Raw genomic sequence first — 16,639 nt, 5'->3', positions numbered from 1 at the left:
GAGGTACTGGAATCATAATGAATCCTCCTGTATTTATTGTTTTAAGCACTGCATAGCCCTTAACTGAACCGTATTGGGGCATAATCCACCTGACTGGGGTTTCAAAAAAATACAAAAATTCCGCTATTTCGTGACGGGCGTCCGAAACCATCTATCAATTTTTATTTATACAGACACACCCTTTCTCCGTAAAAACCCGGTGAGGGGTCATCTTGTGTCCTAAAAATAACAGTTTTTTTACAGAAAATATGTAAATTTTTCTTAAAAAATACTTAGTTAATTAAATTTTTGGTAAAAATGGGGAAAATACTTAAGTATTATTACTGCAACGAATGCGAGATTAATTTACTACAAATATTTGTGAAACGTAAGTGCAATTGTACAGAAATTTCAAAGTCAGCAATTTTGATACATACTTTAGGGTGCGTAAGCAATTAGTCGTGCAAAAAATACCGTCTTCTAACGCACCCTACTAAACTTTTGATTACTTCAAACCCCCATCTATCCCCGCTAAAATCTGCTCGGCTTGCCCGCATAAAGCAGCGTGACAGCAACCGTTACTCGCCAACAATCCCCCCCACTGACTCACATCTCCCCGGTTATATTGCAAAGTAGAACCGTCAAAACGAGTAAATTGACCGCCCGCTTCAGTCAAAATTAATTCCGGTGCCGCTAAATCCCAATCTTTCGGTGCAGACTTTCCCGAAAGCGCAATATAAACATCAGCCTTTTGTTCGACAATTGTCGCAATTTTACAGCCAATACTGCCGACAGCTAGTTGATTTTGACAAGGCAGTTTTTGTAACAATTGATTAAAGCGATCGCCCCGGTGACTGCGGCTAGTTACTATAGATAAATCTGCCACTATATTTCGCGCCGAAACTTGCAACTTTACCGCAAAACCGTCCCGACTTTCCATAAAAGCACCAGCATTTTGCACCGCGTAATAAATCTTTTGCTGTTGGGGCCAAGCCACAACTGCCAATACTGGTCTCCCCTCGAATGCTAAAGCAATGTGAACGGCAAATTCACCTGTCCTGTCAATAAAATCTCGCGTTCCATCCAAAGGGTCAATAATCCAAACCCAACTTTGAGGTAAGGGAACTTTACCATAAGTTTCTAAATAAGATTTGTAAGTTTCTTCGCTGAGATAGCCAAATTCTGCATTCCCTAAAGCCGACTGCAATTCGTCGAGAATGTAAGAATTGACAGCGACATCGGCGGCGGTGACGGGGCCATCTTTTTTTTCTTGGATGTCGAGGTTAGGAGTGTTGGAATCCTGGCGATAATAGGATTGTAGGATATCTGATGCACTCCAGGCGATCGATCGGGCAATTTCGCTGATTTCTTCGAGAGTTTTCATGAATTTCTTTTTTGTGAACCGCAGATGAACGCCGATTAACGCAGATTTCTGTAGGGGCGGTGTCCCTGTGCCCGCCCCTGGGAACAATACATTAGCAATTACCAATTAATATGAGGATATTTCCATTCATAATAATTGGGAAACACAAAATTAGTAAACGAAACCGAAATACTAACCTCCAATGATTTTACATGGTGCCACCAACCGACAGGAATAAAGATAGCTTCTCCCGGTTCCAAAATCACTTCAATAATTTTTGCATCTCTGTAAAGCGGGTATTTGTCATAATCGGGATTTTCGCCGTCCACCTTACTGAAAACTCCGACATGATTGTAAAGCAGAGGTGTTTGTTGCGGAGAAATCAATTTAATTAGTTTGCGACCAGACACTTGAGCTAAAATTAAATTAACTGGGTCATGGTGCAGCGGTGTAATCGTGCCTTTCGGGCCGAACCAAAAGAAAACTCTGCCTTTTGTGTCCGTTGGATTTAGGTATTCTGGGAAAATTTCAATGTCATCGAATAGGGGTTTAAATTCCTCTCTTTCCAGAGTTTGGTTGTTAGCAACCATGTAGTAGTCGTTGCTAGGCCCGCCCTTGACCACCATCTCTACATATTTGCGGAACAAAACAATTTTTTTGTGATTTTCTATCTTAATTTCGTAATTCGGGTCGGAATTGCGGTTAGCTTGAATTTGTACCTCTGCATCGCCATATTTTTGCTGCAAATACTCCGGCGTCCACAACTGCAACGCTTTCCAGTTGTGCATAATATTGGTAATAATTACGGGAGTATTTTTGGCGTAGTAATTTTCGAGAAAATACTCTCTAGAAAGGCTGCTTTTGCGTTCGATTGTGCCAAACTTGGAAGACAATGCAGCTAATTGATTGCTAATCCTGAGATGCGATTCTAATTTCTGCAATAACTGCACGTACTGACTACCTGCTTGAAAGTAGGGATGAGATGATATTTCCCTAACTTCTGCGGTGGCTGTTTCCGCATCTATGCCGGTATTTATTAGTGCTTGAATGATTTCTGCATCGGGTTGATTTAATAATTTGTTAGCCGCCACCCACTGTTTCATATTGTCGGGAAGTTCTTGTTTGCTTGGGGTGAGTAGATTGGGCAAGTTTTGTGTCAGCCATTCTAGGTTAACTTGCTGTTGTTCTGTTAGGGTAATCCGCAAAGGGGGAAGGGTGATAGTTAGGGGTTGGGCGTCAGGCATGATTCGGGTATGTTGTTTTGGAAGTGTTTTGTGTGACTTTAACTTGTCTTACTAATATAGCAATTTTGTTAACGAACCGCGAAGGCGCTAAGGGCGCGAAGAAAGAGAAGAGGGAAGTTCACAAATTTTGTCGAGGTTGCTGTCAGGATTTTAACTCAACAAGTGTTGTTAGTTCAAGTTTTCTAGCTTTGAGGGGTTTTAACCGGATAGTTTGGTTAATTTTAAATTTAAATTAACCCTTATTCATCCAGGCGCGGGTTCCGAAGTTTTTGCAGGAATGGGAAGCGATTTTAGCCGCTGCGGTGAGAGTATCGGTAAAGTTATTTTGCAAAATGTAGTGACAGAAAGCCCCGTGAAAAATGTCGCCAGCGCCTAAAGTGTCTGTGGCTTGAATTTGAGGTAATTCTATAGTGCCGTAAATGCCATTGCTGAGGTATAAAATTGATTTTTCGCCGCGAGTGATGGCAATATGGGAAATTCCGGCTGCTGAGAGGTAAGCAAAGACTTGTTCTGAATTGTCGCAGTCTGGCGGATGAAAGTTATCCGAACATACCGCCCATTCAATAAAAGGTAAGATTTCTTCTAATCCGGGTTTCCAACTGCCACCGTCGAGGACAATGGGAATGTTTTTTGACTTGGCAAGTTGAGCAATTTCTTTGCTGGCTGCGATTTGATGTCCGTCCACCAGTACAATATTAACGGATGTTAAAATATCCTGGTTAATTGTTTGACTGTCAACTTGCGATTTCGTAGCATTGATGGAAATTACCGATCGATCGCCCGTTGCTTCAGTTACAATAATCGAGGAAACTGGCGGCGAGTGCGATCGCCCGGGTTCCAAATCAATTATCCTGACATTATACTCCGCTAAGTCTGCACGAATTAATTGGGCGATCGCGTGAGTGCCCAAAACGCCAGCCCATACCGCCGCATTCCCCAAATAGCTAAAAGTCACCGCCGCATTCGCCGCCGGCCCGCCCGCAGCAATGGTAGAATCAGAAGCAACAACTTTCTGATTTTCACGCGGAGGCTTATCGGCCAAATAAACTAAATCTAAAGTTGCCAATCCCAAAAACAATCCGGTTTTCATATCTTCTTAAATATGTGGCATGGGCGTGTGGCATGGGCGTCCCGCCCGTGTCCCATCTGCGGTTAAAAACTTCAAAATATCAAAATGCAGCCAAATCCCAATACAGGAACACTTTACATCGTAGGAACCCCGATCGGCAACCTCGAAGACATGACATTTCGCGGCATCCGAATCTTGCAAACAGTAGACTTCATCGCCGCCGAAGATACCCGCCATACCGGCAAACTTTTGCACCACTTTCAAATCCAAACGTCCCAAATCAGCTATCACGAACACAACCAACACCAGCGACTTCCCGAACTCATCGACAAACTGCATTTAGGCAAAGATATCGCCCTCGTCACCGATGCCGGAATGCCGGGAATTTCTGACCCCGGATACGAGTTGGTCAAAGCTTGCGCCGATGCTAATATTAACATTATTCCGATTCCCGGCCCGACCGCCTGCATTGTTGGCATAACTGCATCAGGATTACCCACAGAAAGATTTGTATTTGAAGGTTTCTTACCCGTGAAAGGTCAAGAACGACAACAAAGTTTAGAAGCTTTGCAAATAGAATCCCGCACTATAATATTATACGAATCTCCGCACCGATTGCGGCAAACTTTACAAGATTTAGCAAATACTTTGGGAAGCGACAGACAGATTGTGCTGGCGAGAGAGTTAACTAAAATGCACGAAGAGTTTTGGCGTGGTAGTATGGAAAGTGCGATCGAGCTTTACACCAATCGCGAACCCCATGGAGAATTTACCCTCGTAATTGCCGGCATCCAAACAGCAGCCCCAATATTTTCCGAAGACGCCATCAAAGCAGAATTGCAAACATTAATTGCCGAAGGCATAAGTCGTTCCCAAGCCAGTCGCCAGCTAGCGCAACAAACATCCCTCCCCCGCCGCCAAATCTACCAACTAGCCCTCACAATTGGCGACAATGAATCACTAGAACCACCCTTAGATGACTTGTGAATATCTCTCTTCTCTTCTCCTCTGCGCCCTCTGCGGCCTCTGCGGTTAAATAAAAAAAGCTAGATACTCACACTCAGAATTATATGGTACGCGGAAACTACGATCGACAAAAACCATATTTACGCAACCCCCACATCAACAAACCAATCGCCGAAATTTATGCAGACTTAGACGCCTTTAGCTGGGAGATATTTGAAGACCAACCTCACCGCTTTGATACCGTCAGTTTCTACGTCTTACTTCCCCCGCTGTTTTACGAAGGGCGTTTCATCAAAGGAATTTACTTCAGCGAAGCAGTCGAACTCATCAACAAACTATTTCCCCAACTTTCCTCAGTATTTTTATCCTTCGCCTATTCCCCCGGAATCTCCTACTCCTGGGCCCCCATAGCTGACGCCTACTCCAGTTTATACAAAAACCCGCAGCGGGATAAATGGTTTCGCGAAACTTATCCCGATCGCGCCCACAAACCAATTATACCCCTACAAGACACCGACTTCATCAACGAATACTTAATTTCCCCGCGCAACGTCCCCGCCAAAGACATCGACTTGCTAGCTGTGGCCCGAATTTCCGAAGAAAAAAATTTGCCAATCATAGCCAAAGCCTTAAAAGTTTACCGCCAAAAATATCCGCAAAAACCGATAAAATTAACAGTAGTCACCGGCCACGAATTTGATGCTAGCAACCTGAAAACTCTCGACCAGTACGCATTAAAAGAATGGCAAGAAGTCGAGACAATTTTAACCAATCCCTCCGACTACATTAACTTAGTGCCGAGAGTTGACTACTACAGCGAAATCCCCACATATTATTCGCGAGCACAAGCATTCGTCCTGGGTTCCCTCCTAGAAGGAAAAAACCGGGGAATTACCGAAGCCATGAGTTGCAACCTACCAGTAATTTGTTTTGAAGAATTCAACCAATACGCCAGAGGAAACTCGCCCGTTTTCCCCGAAGGTGCGGGTCTTTACTCCAAATTTGACCCGGAATCTCTCGCAGATACTATTTATACAGTATTGGAAAATCAAACAGAATTCAAACCGCGATATCAGTATTTAAAGCATTGCGGGCGCAAGAACTTTTTCAATACTTGTATAGACAGTTTTCCTTACTATCAGCACAACATTCCCGACTACAAGCCCGGAGATGCGATTAACAATTTGTGGCTAGATTTAGCAGTTCAACAAAATTATCAAGTTAGCTTAAACAGCTTTTTGTACGGAGGTTCTCCCTTGTCTCATATTCGCGGGACAAATGCTATTCAGCACAATCTAGGTCAGTTAACAAAATTTTTATGATAATTGGAAATTAATTAACAGGATTTATGCAAAATCTGCGTTAAAAGACCCTTTTACCATTACCAATTACCCATTACCAACGTGTATCTCACTTGTTTAGTCGCGGATTAAAAGCCCAGTCTGCTTCAGGTTTGTAAACCGAATTTAGTATCACCCAGCTTACCCTGCTTCTATTAACAATAATTAACATTTTCTATGTTTATACTGATACACTAGAAGTTGTAAACTAAATGTGTACTTATATTCAGTATAAACATGAAAGCATCAGAAACCAGTCTACGCAATTTATTAGAAGGTACTAAGCAATTTCAAATCCCCCTTTTTCAACGACCTTATTCCTGGACAGAAGAGAAATGGGAGACTCTCTGGGAAGATTTGATGAAACTTTATAATGATGAAGTAGAAGGTTCGTATTTTTTAGGAGCTATTGTCACTCAATCAATAGCTGGAACAGCAGATGGCATATCTCCTTATCTGGTAATTGATGGGCAGCAACGTCTGATTACTCTCACTATTCTATTAGCTGCTATGCGGGATCATTTAATAACAGAAAAAAAGAAAGAACCTGCTCAATAATTATACACTCTCTATTTAACCAACCAATATAAAAAAAACGAAGAGTTTTATAAAATTTTGCCTACTCAAGAAGATAGAGAAGCTTACCAAAGTATTCTCCAAGATAAAAAACAAAAAAAAGAAGGCTCAACAAAAAAAGATCAGATATATGCCTCTTATACGTTTTTTAAAAAGCAACTTAAAAAGCCTAATAAAGATGAAGATTTTACACTCGATATAGCCAAATTTAAGGCTGTTATTTTAGAGCGCTTAATTCTAGTCAATATCACTTCTGATGATAAAGACAACCCTTATCTTATTTTTGAAAGCTTAAACTATAAGGGACAAGAATTAACCCAAGCTGACTTAGTTCGCAACTATATTTTCATGCAATTGCCTCATGAGAGACGAGAAGAGATATACAAGAATACATGGTTGCCTCTTCAAGATAAGTTCAAGGCTAATATGGCCTCAAAAGAATATGCGAGTGAGCTGACTACTGCATTTTGGTTTTATTTGCGTAAAGACGGGAAATCTGTTGGCGAAAAAGAAGTTTATAAAGAAATTAAAGATCGTTTTGATCGTGCCAAAAATGACAGTGAACTTAAGTTGGAAGAAGTTGTCCAATTTGCTAATTACTACCAATGCTTAAAGTTTGATAACAATGAGCCTCAAGTGAGTCTGGAAAGTTGGTTCAAGCGATTGCGCCGTTTAGACTTCACTACTTGTCATATTTTTCTCCTCAACGTTTATTATGACTATGAGCAGAAGAAACTTTCTCTGGAAAACTTTGAAAAAATTCTACGTTACTTAGAATCTTATTTTGTGCGTCGTTGGTTTGCTAAGGTTTCCACAAGAAGTTTAGGCAATGTATTTAATAATTTGTACCGTGAAGTCACGAAAGACAATCCTGATGATTTGGCGGAGAAACTGCGACAAGTTCTGGGTGGATACGAAAAAACCCAAATCTGGCCTTCAGATGAAGAGTTTCGCAAAGGCATTCTCAATACTCCTGTCTATGCCTCGAAGGGTTCTAACGACCGAGTTAAACTTATCCTGGAAAGTTTAACTGATTCACTTAGCAAGGAGCAGCTAAATAAGCAAAATCTAAGCATAGAACACATTATGCCCCAAACATTAAACTCCCATTGGAAATCCATGCTAGGTGCAAATTCTGCTGAGGTACACAAGCAGTTTTTACATACTTTGGGAAATCTTACCTTAACAGGGTACAATACAGAAATTGGAAACAAACCCTTTGATGAAAAGAAATCCCTTTACCTAGAATCTAATGTTTCCCTGAATAAATACTTCCAGCAGATAACAATTTGGAATGCTCAGGCAATCAAAGAACGTGCTCAGAAGCTAGCCGACATAGCAATCCAAGTTTGGCCGCGATAGGGATGTCGATATTTATCAAAGATTTTAGTCTTAGGTTGACACTAATGGTCGCATTTGAGCCCCGCGATTAGAATTACAGCTAAAATCGACAATCGTTACAACTTTACCAAAGATTCTCAAGGGTAAAACTAAAAAGGATGTTAATTTCATAAGGTCGAAATATCGGCAAAAATTTTACTTGCCAAAACTCTTGCTAAATTCACAGGAACAGCATTGCCGACCATTTTGTATCCATCAGCAATATACTTATACTTAAAAATAAACTCATCCGGGAAAGTCTGAACTCTCGCGCACTCTCGCACAGAAAGCCGACGGTAAGGCTGAGGCGAATTGGGGTCAAAAATGCGCTTATCTTTGCCAACCAAAATCATTTTACTAGCTTGAGGATGGAGAGGTGCGTGTCTGCCGCTTGCCTGAATTGTAAACGAAGGTTCTGACCAACTTCTAACTCGATTCCGCGACATATAAAGGCTGGAAAACCCCAAATCCGCACATTCGTGATTTGGGACAGAATCGTGAGAATTATCTAATTTAGCCTTAACTGACAGTGGCGCGGCCTGCAAATCAAAAATTGCATCTTTCAGCGTGAAAACATCGGTTCCAGGTTCGGGAAACTCAAAACCCAAACCCAGATTTTCACGATAACCAACAACAATCACCCTTTGCCTATCTTGCGGAACACCAAAATTTTTAGCATTCAACAGCTTGTACGAAATCCGATATCCGATGTCCTCAAACTGCGATAATATATAAGCGAAAGCATCCTTGTTTCTGGGAGCTAAGATTCCGCTGACATTCTCAGCTAAAAAGAACAAAGGCTGCTTGTCGCGGACAATTCTGATATACTCCCAGAAAAGTTGACCCCGACTGTCATCAATCCCCCGTTTAGCGCCGGCCGCACTCCAACTTTGACAAGGAGGGCCGCCGATTATCCCAATACAGTTGGGAATTTCATCAGATTTGATTGTTCTGATATCTCTGCGATCTAAAATAGTTTCAGGATGATTGAAATTATACGTATCCCAAATAGACTTATCATATTCATTCGCCCAAACCGGATTAAAGCCAGCTAAGCGAAAACCCAAATCTAACCCGCCACAACCCGAAAACAGAGAAATAATATTCATACCAATCGACATCTACCTCCTCTCTTCCTTCGCGCCCTTCGCGCCTTCGCGGTTCGTAAAAAAATCCAATAATCCTCAATGAATGCAGAATCCATCCTTCAATCTTACCAACATTTCGGCGTCCATCTCGGCTTAGAAAGAATTCACCAACTTCTCCAAAAACTAGACAACCCCCACCAACAAGTACCCATTATCCACATTGCCGGCACCAATGGCAAAGGTTCCGTTTGCGCTTATCTCTCTTCCGTACTAACAGAAGCAGGCTATCGAGTCGGGCGCTACACATCCCCGCACCTAATCGATTGGACAGAAAGAATTTGCATCAACCAAAAACCGATTTCCCCAACAGAATTGCAACAGTGTCTAGAACGAGTTGTCGCCGCCACCGAAAACAACACCGAAACTCCCACTCAATTTGAAATAATCACCGCCGCAGCTTGGCTGTATTTTGCTGAACAAGAAATAGATATTGCAGTCATAGAAACTGGATTGGGCGGTAGATTAGACGCGACTAACGTTTGCGAAAAACCTCTCGCTAGCGTCATTACTTCTATCAGTCTTGAACACTGGCAAATACTCGGCCCCACCGTGGCAGATATTGCTGGGGAAAAAGCGGGAATTCTTAAAGCAAAATGTCCGGCAGTTATCGGAGAATTGCCAGAATCAGCTAGAATAGTAGTAGAAAAACGCATTCAAGAATTAGACTGTCCGGCAACTTGGGTAAAACCAGCAATAGATTTAGGACAAGGATTCGCAGAATATCAGTTAAATCAAAATGCGGTTAAAATAAAATATCAATTGCCGCTGCTGGGAAAAATTCAACTAATGAATTCAGCAATTGCGATCGCAACTTTGCAAACTCTCCAAAACCAAGGATGGCAAATTTCCCCAACCGCCATCGAAAACGGTATCGCCAAAACCCAATGGCCCGGAAGACTCCAGCAGACAACTTGGAAAAACCGCAATATATTAATTGACGGCGCCCACAACCCCGCCGCCGCTATCGCCCTGCGTGAATATGTCGATCGCCTGAACAATCACCCGTCACCGATTAACTGGGTAATCGGCATTCTTGCGACTAAAGACTGCGACGATATTTTGAAAGCATTACTCAAAAATGGCGATCGACTTTACCTAGTTCCCGTACCCGATCAAAACTCATCATCCCCCGCAGAATTAGCCGCCATCGCTCAAATTATCTGCCCCGAATTAACTCTCTGTCAAGCTTTCCCCGACTTAACAACGGCCTTAGATGCTGCTGTTACAGGTGACAACCTAACAATCCTTTGCGGTTCGCTTTATCTCGTCGGCTATTTTCTGCAACAACAACAATCCCAAGCTTAAACGCATCAGAATTGTGTTTCTTCCTCAGTAAAGATAGGAGGCCACAATTCCGAAACGGGCAATTCCCAACCGGGAAAAAGTTCTGCTACTGTTAAGATATCGCCATTTCCTAAAACAGTCGGTTCACCTGTAGAGCGATAAATAGTCACTGTTTCTTCATCAGGATCGATCATAATTCCGACGATGGCACCCAGTTCTATAAACTTCAAAACCTTGGTTTCTATAAGCTTAATGCGATCGCTCTGAGATTTAATCTCAACCACCAAATCGGGGACAAGTTCTCCAAAATAACGCGGACTTTGGCGCAAGCGGGCGGCTCGCACAAAAGAAACATCCGGTGCTTTGACATTCGTATCCGGCATGATGAAACCGCCTGCGGAGTCAAAGACTCTCCCCAAGCGACGGGGATTTATCCAAGCGAAAAGAAAGGCGATGAGACGGCTACTGATTTCACTGGATACGATGTCTGATGGCCCCACAATTGAAAGTCTCCCGTCTTCTAGTTCAATTTTGTAATCTAAACCCGCTTCGGAAAAGAGGGTTTGAACTTGGTTTAAATCTTTGAGTGTCATCGCTGGCATAAGAATTTTCTCCTATTCCGATCTGAGCTTTGATTTTAACACGAGTCAAATTTATGAATATTTTATTAATTCAGGCTATATTTCTACAAATCATCCATCAAGCTGAATTGAGAAAGGCGATCGCACGGGATAAAGAAACTCGGTTTCTGAGATGAGCGAGCTTTCTTATCAACAAACATTTACCTCTAAAATAGTCGAGATTTACTTATCCAGAGTTCTCCTCCGACTCCGCCTTGTGAAGACGCGGTAATTTCATCATTCGATAAGAAGTTAAAAGCTGATATCTGCTTATATATGGCGGCACAGATTCCCATTATTTAAGAATACGTCAAGTAGCAAAAAAAAGCAAGGGGCGAGATCAAAAAAAATCCCGCCCCAGCTTCAATAAAAAACTACCTTTGATCCCAAGCCTTAGCCGCATCAGAAACAGCTTGGTCTACCGACTTCTCATCCAACATTGCCGCCTGCAAATTGTCATAAATCGCCTTTTGCAGCTTCTTAACATCCTTGAGAGGCGGAATCAATAGCTCGGCGGAACTCAACCCAGAAGCACTAACAACCCGAGCTCGATCGGCTGCAGGAGCATCAGTCGCAACGTTCTTAAAATAATCGTCCTGCAAAGCCTCAACCGTAGAAGGCAAAACATTAGCAGCCTTAGCAAAAGCCAACTGATTTTGAGAATTAGTGACGTATAGAGCAAACTTGACAGCATCATCAGGGCGCTTGCTGTCGCGGGGCACAACCAAATTCATCACCGCCACAGTCTTCTTGCCTGTTTCCCCCGTAATTTGAGGCGCAGCAGCCGAAACAGCACCAATACTCGGCGCATTCTCAGCAATCGCCTTCAAAAACTGAGGCCCCGAAGCTAAAAAAGTTGTTTCTCCAGCTTGATAAAGCTCGATCGCCCTGCGATGTCCCTGCACCAAAACATCCTGCGGCAAAAGTCCGCCCTTGTACAAATCCACCCAATACTGAAAAACAGCTTTGCCCTTAGCAGTATTAAAAGCCGCCTTGCCTTTAGCGTCAACCAAAGGCACACCCATCTGCACGAAAGATTGCAAAACTTCCGCCGAATCTTCCGGCACAAAAGTCACAAAAAAAGCAAACTTACCAGTCTTTTCCTTCACCTGCTTGGCAACAGTTGCCAACTCGGCATAAGTAGCAGGAGGCTTAGCAATTCCAGCCTTCTTCAACAACTCCGTATTGTAAATTGTCACCCCAGTTGTGAGATACCAAGGAATGCCAAAACTCTTGCCGTCGAGCATACTAGCTTTCCAGATATTTGGGAGATAGGTCGATCGAACTTGCTGCGGAATCCGAGAATCCAAATCCAGCCAAGCATTGCGTCCCGCCAACAGCGAAGCAAAATCGGGATTTAGGTTCACCACATCCGGCGCAGTTTTCGCCGAAACCGCCCCCAAAATCTTGCTTTCCATCGCCGACCAAGGAACGTCCACCCAACGCACCTTCACGCCCGGATTTTCCGCTTCAAAACCGGCGATCGTCTTGTTGAAATACTCAGTAAACTGAGGTTGAAGCTGCATAGTCCAGAACTCGATTGCCTGCGTATTATTTGCCTGGGAATTAACAGCCGGCTTGCTGCAACTCACCACCGCAGCCAGCAGCAGCCCCACCAGTCCAAAAACAGCAAACAGTTGCCAAGATTTACGTTTCATAGAATAAAATTTGAGAGTTATGGGAACCGTCAGACAAAAAAGCGATCGCCCGAATCAAGCGCGATCGAGTCAGTAAGAGAGTTTTGTACCTGGGCCCAGGAGCGAGAGAGTCGGTTTTTGTGCAGAATCGGCAGGTTTTCGGTCGATCGAGCTGGAATTTATTGACATTCGCAGCAGAATAGCTATTGTCAAGTAAATTGGATAGCATAAAATCGGAACTAGCTATCGCGCAACACAGACGGATCTGCGCAGCTACGGCGGGATACCCAGATTACAGCACTCTTTCGGCAGTTGGAAACCAACCCTCCAACACCGGGCGCGCTGAATCAGGCTGGCCAACTACAAAATAAAAAAACAGCAATTACCAGCGACCCAATCACATGGTTAACTTTTTCAAAGGTCTACTTTCCCAACGCCAGCCAGGAATCGGGATCGAAATAGCCCCAGACCGCATCAACATCATTCAGCTCGAAAAGAAAGCTCAGACATTAAAATTAGCCACCCTAGCCTCAATAGAAGTTCCAGAAGACATAGTACAAGAAGGACAAATAGTCGATCCGCCTGGAATGGCAGAACTCATACGCGCCGTCCTCGCCGAAAACAAAATCAAAGCCAAGCGAGTAGCCACAGCCATTCCCGGCCGCGAAGCTGTCATCCGCTTAATCCCTGTTCCCGCAGAACTCAACGAAGAAGAACTGCGGGATTACATGAACGCAGAAGCAGGACTGTACTTGCCGTTTCCCAGAGAAGACGCCGACGTAGACTATCAAAAAATAGGCCTTTTTGTAGATGACGACGGCGTAGAAAAAGTGCAAGTCGTGTTAGTAGCAACCCGCAGAGAAGTTACCGACACATACATCGAAACCTTCAAAGAAGCCGGACTGATTATAGACGTACTAGAAGTAACCAGCTTTGCCCTGATCCGTACCCTCAAAGACCAACTGCAACAATTTTCCTCCCAAGAAGCCGCCGTCCTGACCGCCATAGAATTTGACAGTACCGAGTTAGCTATAGTAGTGGACGGTATACCTCAGTTCAACCGTACCATCCCGATCGGCACCTACCAAATCCAGACCGCCCTCAACCAAGCCATGAACCTGCCGCCAACCAGAGACACCAGCGAACTGCAAGGCATGACCCTGCCAGTCACAGATACAATGGGGGCATCGGGAGACGCCAATCCGGGCACAAATGCGATGATAAAAGTATTGGGAGAACTAGCAGACGAACTGCGCCGTTCAGTAGACTTTTACCTCAACCAGAGCGAAGAACTCGAAGTAGCGCAACTGTTGCTAGCGGGTCCAGGGGCTGCGATCGGCAAACTCGACGAATTTTTTATGCAAAGATTAAGCTTGCCCGCATCTCAAGTCGATCCCATCGAAACCCTAGGACTCGAAATCAGCCAAGAAATTACCCCAGAACAGCGAGCAGGTTTAGGAGTCGCCCTAGGTTTAGGACTGAGGGAGGTTATGTGAACTAACAGTTTTAGATGAGAGAAAAACCGATTTGAGAATTTTAGGTAAAAACCCCTTCCAAAAGAAGAAGGCAGAAAGCAGAAGGTAGAATATTGGAGGTAGAAGGTAGAAGGTAAAAGGTAGAATATATCTGAGGTAGAAGCAGCCCCTTCCTTCAGTAGAAGGCAGAAAGTTGTTTCTTTCTTCCCTAAATAAATCCTTCACTTGTACCAGCAATCTTGGGTTCTGTCTAAAATCTAAAATTTCAAATTTAAATCTATAGCAACAGCCAAGACTGTTAGGACCTTCTTAATTGCTGAAACATAAGCGCTAGATCACTTTTTCCTTCTACCTTCTACCTTCTACCTCGTGCCTTCTACCTTGTGCCTTCTACCTTCTTCCTTCTGCTATAAAATCGAGTGAAGCCATGTACAGCCTAGATATTAATTTTCTCAACGACCGTCCGGACTACAAACCCGTTGCAGCAGCCAAAAGCTCAACTAAAAAAAGTTCCGGTGGAGCCAAAGACCAACTGCCCATATATGGGGCGGTACTGTTTGCCTTTGGGATCAACGCCGCAGTCATGGGCGCCTGGTGGTGGGCGACTAACGAAAATACCAACTTGGCCGCACAACAAGCCACCATCGACCAAGAACTGGCAACGTTAAACACTCAAGCCAACGTCATCAAAGCCATCAATGCCGAAACCGACCAAGTTACCGCCGAATACAAAGCATTAGCCGGAGTATTCGACCAAATTAAACCTTGGTCGGCGATGCTGCAAGACCTAAGTGCCCGTACTCCGGCGGGAGTGCAAATTGGCAAAATCGAGCAAATAGACCCGAGTCCCTCCCCCGTTGCAGCAGCACCCCCACCCCCCGCAGCCACCCCCGCAGCTAGCCCGTCCCCAGGGGCGAGTCCGTCCCCAGCCAGCCCCCCCCCGGCAGCAGCTCCCCCCCCCGTCGTCCCGCAGCAGGCAGCAAAAGTACAAATTTCAGGGATAGCCAGTACCTTTGCCCAAGTTAACGACTTTATGCTGCTAGTCCAGCGCTCTCCTTTCTTCCTCAACACCGATACCAAACTGGTAGCGGCCACATTAAAGAACAACCCCGCACAATTACAAGTACGCAACCAAAACGCAGCACCACCAGAACTTCCTAAACTGCGACCGGTGGTGGAATATAAAATTGAAACGACGCTCAGCCCGACGGGGGCCTCCGAGTTGCTCCCCGAGCTCCGCAGCAAGCAAGCAGACGGGCTAGCAATACGGATAGAAACACTTCAAGAAAAAGGAGTGCTAGAACCACAAAAACCAGAGGTGAAAAAACAATGACAGCAAATCAGTTTATTCCCAGCGGCGCACAAGCCGAAGAGACAGGGGCTCAGGAAATATTCGGCATTAAGCTGACACCCCAAGTCCAAGCAATCGGCATCGCCGTTCTCGGCCTCCTCATTGCCGGTGGCCTCGGCTACCAGTTCGTACTTCCCGAATTCCAAAAAAGCGGCGAATTCAAGCAAAAACTTAGCGAAAGCCAGCAAACGCAACTGCAATTGCAAACTCAAATTCAAAAAAAGGCAGAAGCAGAAGCAAAGCAAGAAGAAGCAAAACAGCGTCGGGCAAACGTGACGGCAATGTTTGCCAGCGACGCCAGCGCCAACACGCTTTTGCTTGACATGACGCAACTGGTTAATAGAATCAACGCCGGCGTGCAAGGAGATGACCTCAAGGCTAAAATTACCAAATTTGAGCCGGATATGCCCCCAGCGGCAGCAACCGCCGCGCCCGGAGCTCCAGACCCTGATATTCTGGCGGATACCTCCTTCGGGCCGTCCCTGGCTGGCAAGCTCAGACGCAAAAAATTTAAGGTAGAGTTTGAAGGCACTTTCGCTCAAACCCGCAATTTTATGCGTAACTTAGAGTTGATGCAGTCGCTGTTGGTAGTTAGGAATTTGAAATCTGAATTGCTAGCATCAAATCAGCCAATAGAAGTTGATTTTTTGAAAGGGAAAATAGTTCCTGTGGAGCAGCCACCAACTAAAATTAAAACGGCTTTTGACTTGCACGCGCTGCTACCGTTAAAGCAAGAAGAAAAACCGCCAACTCCGGCTCCAAGTCCTGGTGCTAAGTAGCTGTAGTTGGGCGGAGATTAGCTATTGTTCCAAACTCGCTCTTTCACAAGAAGGGAGAAGGCAGAAGGTTGAAATTGGATGATTGAAGGTAGAAGTCAAAAAAATATGAATGCCACAAAATTATTTTTATATGGCAATCAACAATTTGCTCTAAAACCTAATTTCTTCTAATACCAGTTTCAAAAAGTAATGGAACTGTATAGCAATCCTTGCAGGAGTCGTAAATTTTTTACCCCACCCCAACCCTCCGCTTACAAAGGGGAGGGAGTAAGAAATTCACAAATGATGCGAGGATTGCTGTAGGATAGCTTCTAACCCCTATGTCATCTGTTATTCCCAATCGAAAATAGAAAATCGAAAAGGGCATAACTTCTTCCTTAAAAAAGGCTCGAAGCGAGAATATTTTAGTCAGTTTAGCAGCTAGCGAC

The 16,639-nt window shown here is 44.2% G+C and carries 14 protein-coding genes and 1 pseudogene; 8 read left to right on the top strand and 7 right to left on the bottom strand.

The genetic code is table 11. The features are described 5' to 3' along the window. Window positions 1-484: 484 nt before the first annotated feature. From QUB14_RS08230 to QUB14_RS08220, 3 genes are all read right to left on the bottom strand, one after another. Entirely contained in the window at window positions 485-1,363 is an 879-nt protein-coding gene (locus QUB14_RS08230; protein WP_333220963.1) for an inositol monophosphatase family protein, read from the bottom strand. Window positions 1,364-1,461: 98 nt separating this feature from the next. Next, entirely contained in the window at window positions 1,462-2,586 is a 1,125-nt protein-coding gene (locus QUB14_RS08225; RefSeq protein ID WP_333220961.1) for a cupin-like domain-containing protein, read from the bottom strand. Window positions 2,587-2,818: 232 nt separating this feature from the next. Beyond that, on the bottom strand, window positions 2,819-3,676 hold the full coding sequence (locus tag QUB14_RS08220) for a PfkB family carbohydrate kinase (protein ID WP_333220959.1): 858 nt from the start codon (window positions 3,674-3,676) through the stop codon (window positions 2,819-2,821). Window positions 3,677-3,760: 84 nt separating this feature from the next. Between QUB14_RS08220 and rsmI the strand changes: the two genes are divergently transcribed. From rsmI to QUB14_RS08195, 4 genes and pseudogenes are all read left to right on the top strand, one after another. After that, window positions 3,761-4,642, top strand: coding sequence for a 16S rRNA (cytidine(1402)-2'-O)-methyltransferase (rsmI, locus tag QUB14_RS08215; RefSeq protein ID WP_333220957.1), 882 nt, complete (start codon window positions 3,761-3,763; stop codon window positions 4,640-4,642). Window positions 4,643-4,725: 83 nt separating this feature from the next. Continuing rightward, entirely contained in the window at window positions 4,726-5,943 is a 1,218-nt protein-coding gene (locus QUB14_RS08210; RefSeq protein WP_333220955.1) for a glycosyltransferase, read from the top strand. Between the two features lie 255 nt (window positions 5,944-6,198). Further along, window positions 6,199-6,873 (top strand): annotated as a pseudogene (locus QUB14_RS28725) (DUF262 domain-containing protein); the annotation flags it as partial. Window positions 6,874-6,885: 12 nt separating this feature from the next. Next, window positions 6,886-7,899: an HNH endonuclease family protein gene (locus QUB14_RS08195; protein WP_333220965.1), complete on the top strand. Its 1,014-nt coding sequence runs from the start codon at window positions 6,886-6,888 to the stop codon at window positions 7,897-7,899. Window positions 7,900-8,045: 146 nt separating this feature from the next. Here QUB14_RS08195 and QUB14_RS08190 read toward each other — a convergent pair whose 3' ends face one another. Continuing rightward, window positions 8,046-9,026: a DNA cytosine methyltransferase gene (locus QUB14_RS08190; RefSeq protein ID WP_333220951.1), complete on the bottom strand. Its 981-nt coding sequence runs from the start codon at window positions 9,024-9,026 to the stop codon at window positions 8,046-8,048. Window positions 9,027-9,104: 78 nt separating this feature from the next. On the opposite strand from QUB14_RS08190, the gene QUB14_RS08185 reads away from it, so the two are divergent. Beyond that, window positions 9,105-10,370 carry a folylpolyglutamate synthase/dihydrofolate synthase family protein gene (locus QUB14_RS08185; RefSeq protein WP_333220949.1) on the top strand — a complete coding sequence of 422 codons (1,266 nt, stop codon included), beginning with the start codon at window positions 9,105-9,107 and terminating at the stop codon, window positions 10,368-10,370. 5 nt (window positions 10,371-10,375) lie between these two features. Here the strand turns inward: QUB14_RS08185 and QUB14_RS08180 are convergent, their stop codons facing one another. The 3 genes from QUB14_RS08180 to QUB14_RS08170 all read right to left on the bottom strand — a co-directional run bounded on the left by QUB14_RS08180 (window position 10,376) and on the right by QUB14_RS08170 (window position 12,835). Then, on the bottom strand, window positions 10,376-10,951 hold the full coding sequence (locus QUB14_RS08180; protein WP_333220947.1) for a Uma2 family endonuclease: 576 nt from the start codon (window positions 10,949-10,951) through the stop codon (window positions 10,376-10,378). Window positions 10,952-11,343: 392 nt separating this feature from the next. Continuing rightward, on the bottom strand, window positions 11,344-12,627 hold the full coding sequence (locus QUB14_RS08175; RefSeq protein WP_333220945.1) for a sugar ABC transporter substrate-binding protein: 1,284 nt from the start codon (window positions 12,625-12,627) through the stop codon (window positions 11,344-11,346). Beyond that, complete coding sequence (locus tag QUB14_RS08170; protein WP_333220943.1) at window positions 12,617-12,835, bottom strand: hypothetical protein; 219 nt, start codon at window positions 12,833-12,835, stop codon at window positions 12,617-12,619. The genes QUB14_RS08175 and QUB14_RS08170 overlap by 11 nt, the downstream gene beginning before the upstream one ends. Window positions 12,836-13,007: 172 nt before the next feature. Here QUB14_RS08170 and pilM point away from each other — a divergent pair, with 172 nt between their 5' ends. From pilM to QUB14_RS08155, 3 genes are all read left to right on the top strand, one after another. Then, on the top strand, window positions 13,008-14,102 hold the full coding sequence (gene pilM, locus QUB14_RS08165; protein WP_333041255.1) for a type IV pilus assembly protein PilM: 1,095 nt from the start codon (window positions 13,008-13,010) through the stop codon (window positions 14,100-14,102). Window positions 14,103-14,508: 406 nt separating this feature from the next. Then, window positions 14,509-15,414 carry a PilN domain-containing protein gene (locus QUB14_RS08160; RefSeq protein ID WP_190655758.1) on the top strand — a complete coding sequence of 302 codons (906 nt, stop codon included), beginning with the start codon at window positions 14,509-14,511 and terminating at the stop codon, window positions 15,412-15,414. Continuing rightward, window positions 15,411-16,211, top strand: a complete 801-nt coding sequence (locus QUB14_RS08155) for a pilus assembly protein PilO (protein WP_333216346.1) — start codon at window positions 15,411-15,413, stop codon at window positions 16,209-16,211. Before QUB14_RS08160 ends, QUB14_RS08155 begins: the two co-directional genes overlap by 4 nt. The last annotated feature ends 428 nt before the right edge of the window (window positions 16,212-16,639 follow it).

It is taken from the genome of Microcoleus sp. B3-D2, assembly GCF_036705345.1.
Classification (GTDB): Bacteria; Cyanobacteriota; Cyanobacteriia; order Cyanobacteriales; family Microcoleaceae; genus Microcoleus.
The sequence above is the reverse complement of the archived record's forward strand: the minus strand, read 5'-3'. Positions and strand labels throughout refer to the sequence as shown.

What these genes read in the sequence shown, in the direction of transcription:
- QUB14_RS08230 (WP_333220963.1), bottom strand. Translation starts at nt 1,363, where the DNA reads ATGAAAACTCTCGAAGAAATCAGCGAAATTGCCCGATCGATCGCCTGG.
- QUB14_RS08225 (WP_333220961.1), bottom strand. Translation starts at nt 2,586, where the DNA reads ATGCCTGACGCCCAACCCCTAACTATCACCCTTCCCCCTTTGCGGATT.
- QUB14_RS08220 (WP_333220959.1), bottom strand. Translation starts at nt 3,676, where the DNA reads ATGAAAACCGGATTGTTTTTGGGATTGGCAACTTTAGATTTAGTTTAT.
- rsmI (WP_333220957.1), top strand. Translation starts at nt 3,761, where the DNA reads ATGCAGCCAAATCCCAATACAGGAACACTTTACATCGTAGGAACCCCG.
- QUB14_RS08210 (WP_333220955.1), top strand. Translation starts at nt 4,726, where the DNA reads ATGGTACGCGGAAACTACGATCGACAAAAACCATATTTACGCAACCCC.
- QUB14_RS08195 (WP_333220965.1), top strand. Translation starts at nt 6,886, where the DNA reads ATGCAATTGCCTCATGAGAGACGAGAAGAGATATACAAGAATACATGG.
- QUB14_RS08190 (WP_333220951.1), bottom strand. Translation starts at nt 9,026, where the DNA reads ATGAATATTATTTCTCTGTTTTCGGGTTGTGGCGGGTTAGATTTGGGT.
- QUB14_RS08185 (WP_333220949.1), top strand. Translation starts at nt 9,105, where the DNA reads ATGAATGCAGAATCCATCCTTCAATCTTACCAACATTTCGGCGTCCAT.
- QUB14_RS08180 (WP_333220947.1), bottom strand. Translation starts at nt 10,951, where the DNA reads ATGCCAGCGATGACACTCAAAGATTTAAACCAAGTTCAAACCCTCTTT.
- QUB14_RS08175 (WP_333220945.1), bottom strand. Translation starts at nt 12,627, where the DNA reads ATGAAACGTAAATCTTGGCAACTGTTTGCTGTTTTTGGACTGGTGGGG.
- QUB14_RS08170 (WP_333220943.1), bottom strand. Translation starts at nt 12,835, where the DNA reads ATGCTATCCAATTTACTTGACAATAGCTATTCTGCTGCGAATGTCAAT.
- pilM (WP_333041255.1), top strand. Translation starts at nt 13,008, where the DNA reads ATGGTTAACTTTTTCAAAGGTCTACTTTCCCAACGCCAGCCAGGAATC.
- QUB14_RS08160 (WP_190655758.1), top strand. Translation starts at nt 14,509, where the DNA reads ATGTACAGCCTAGATATTAATTTTCTCAACGACCGTCCGGACTACAAA.
- QUB14_RS08155 (WP_333216346.1), top strand. Translation starts at nt 15,411, where the DNA reads ATGACAGCAAATCAGTTTATTCCCAGCGGCGCACAAGCCGAAGAGACA.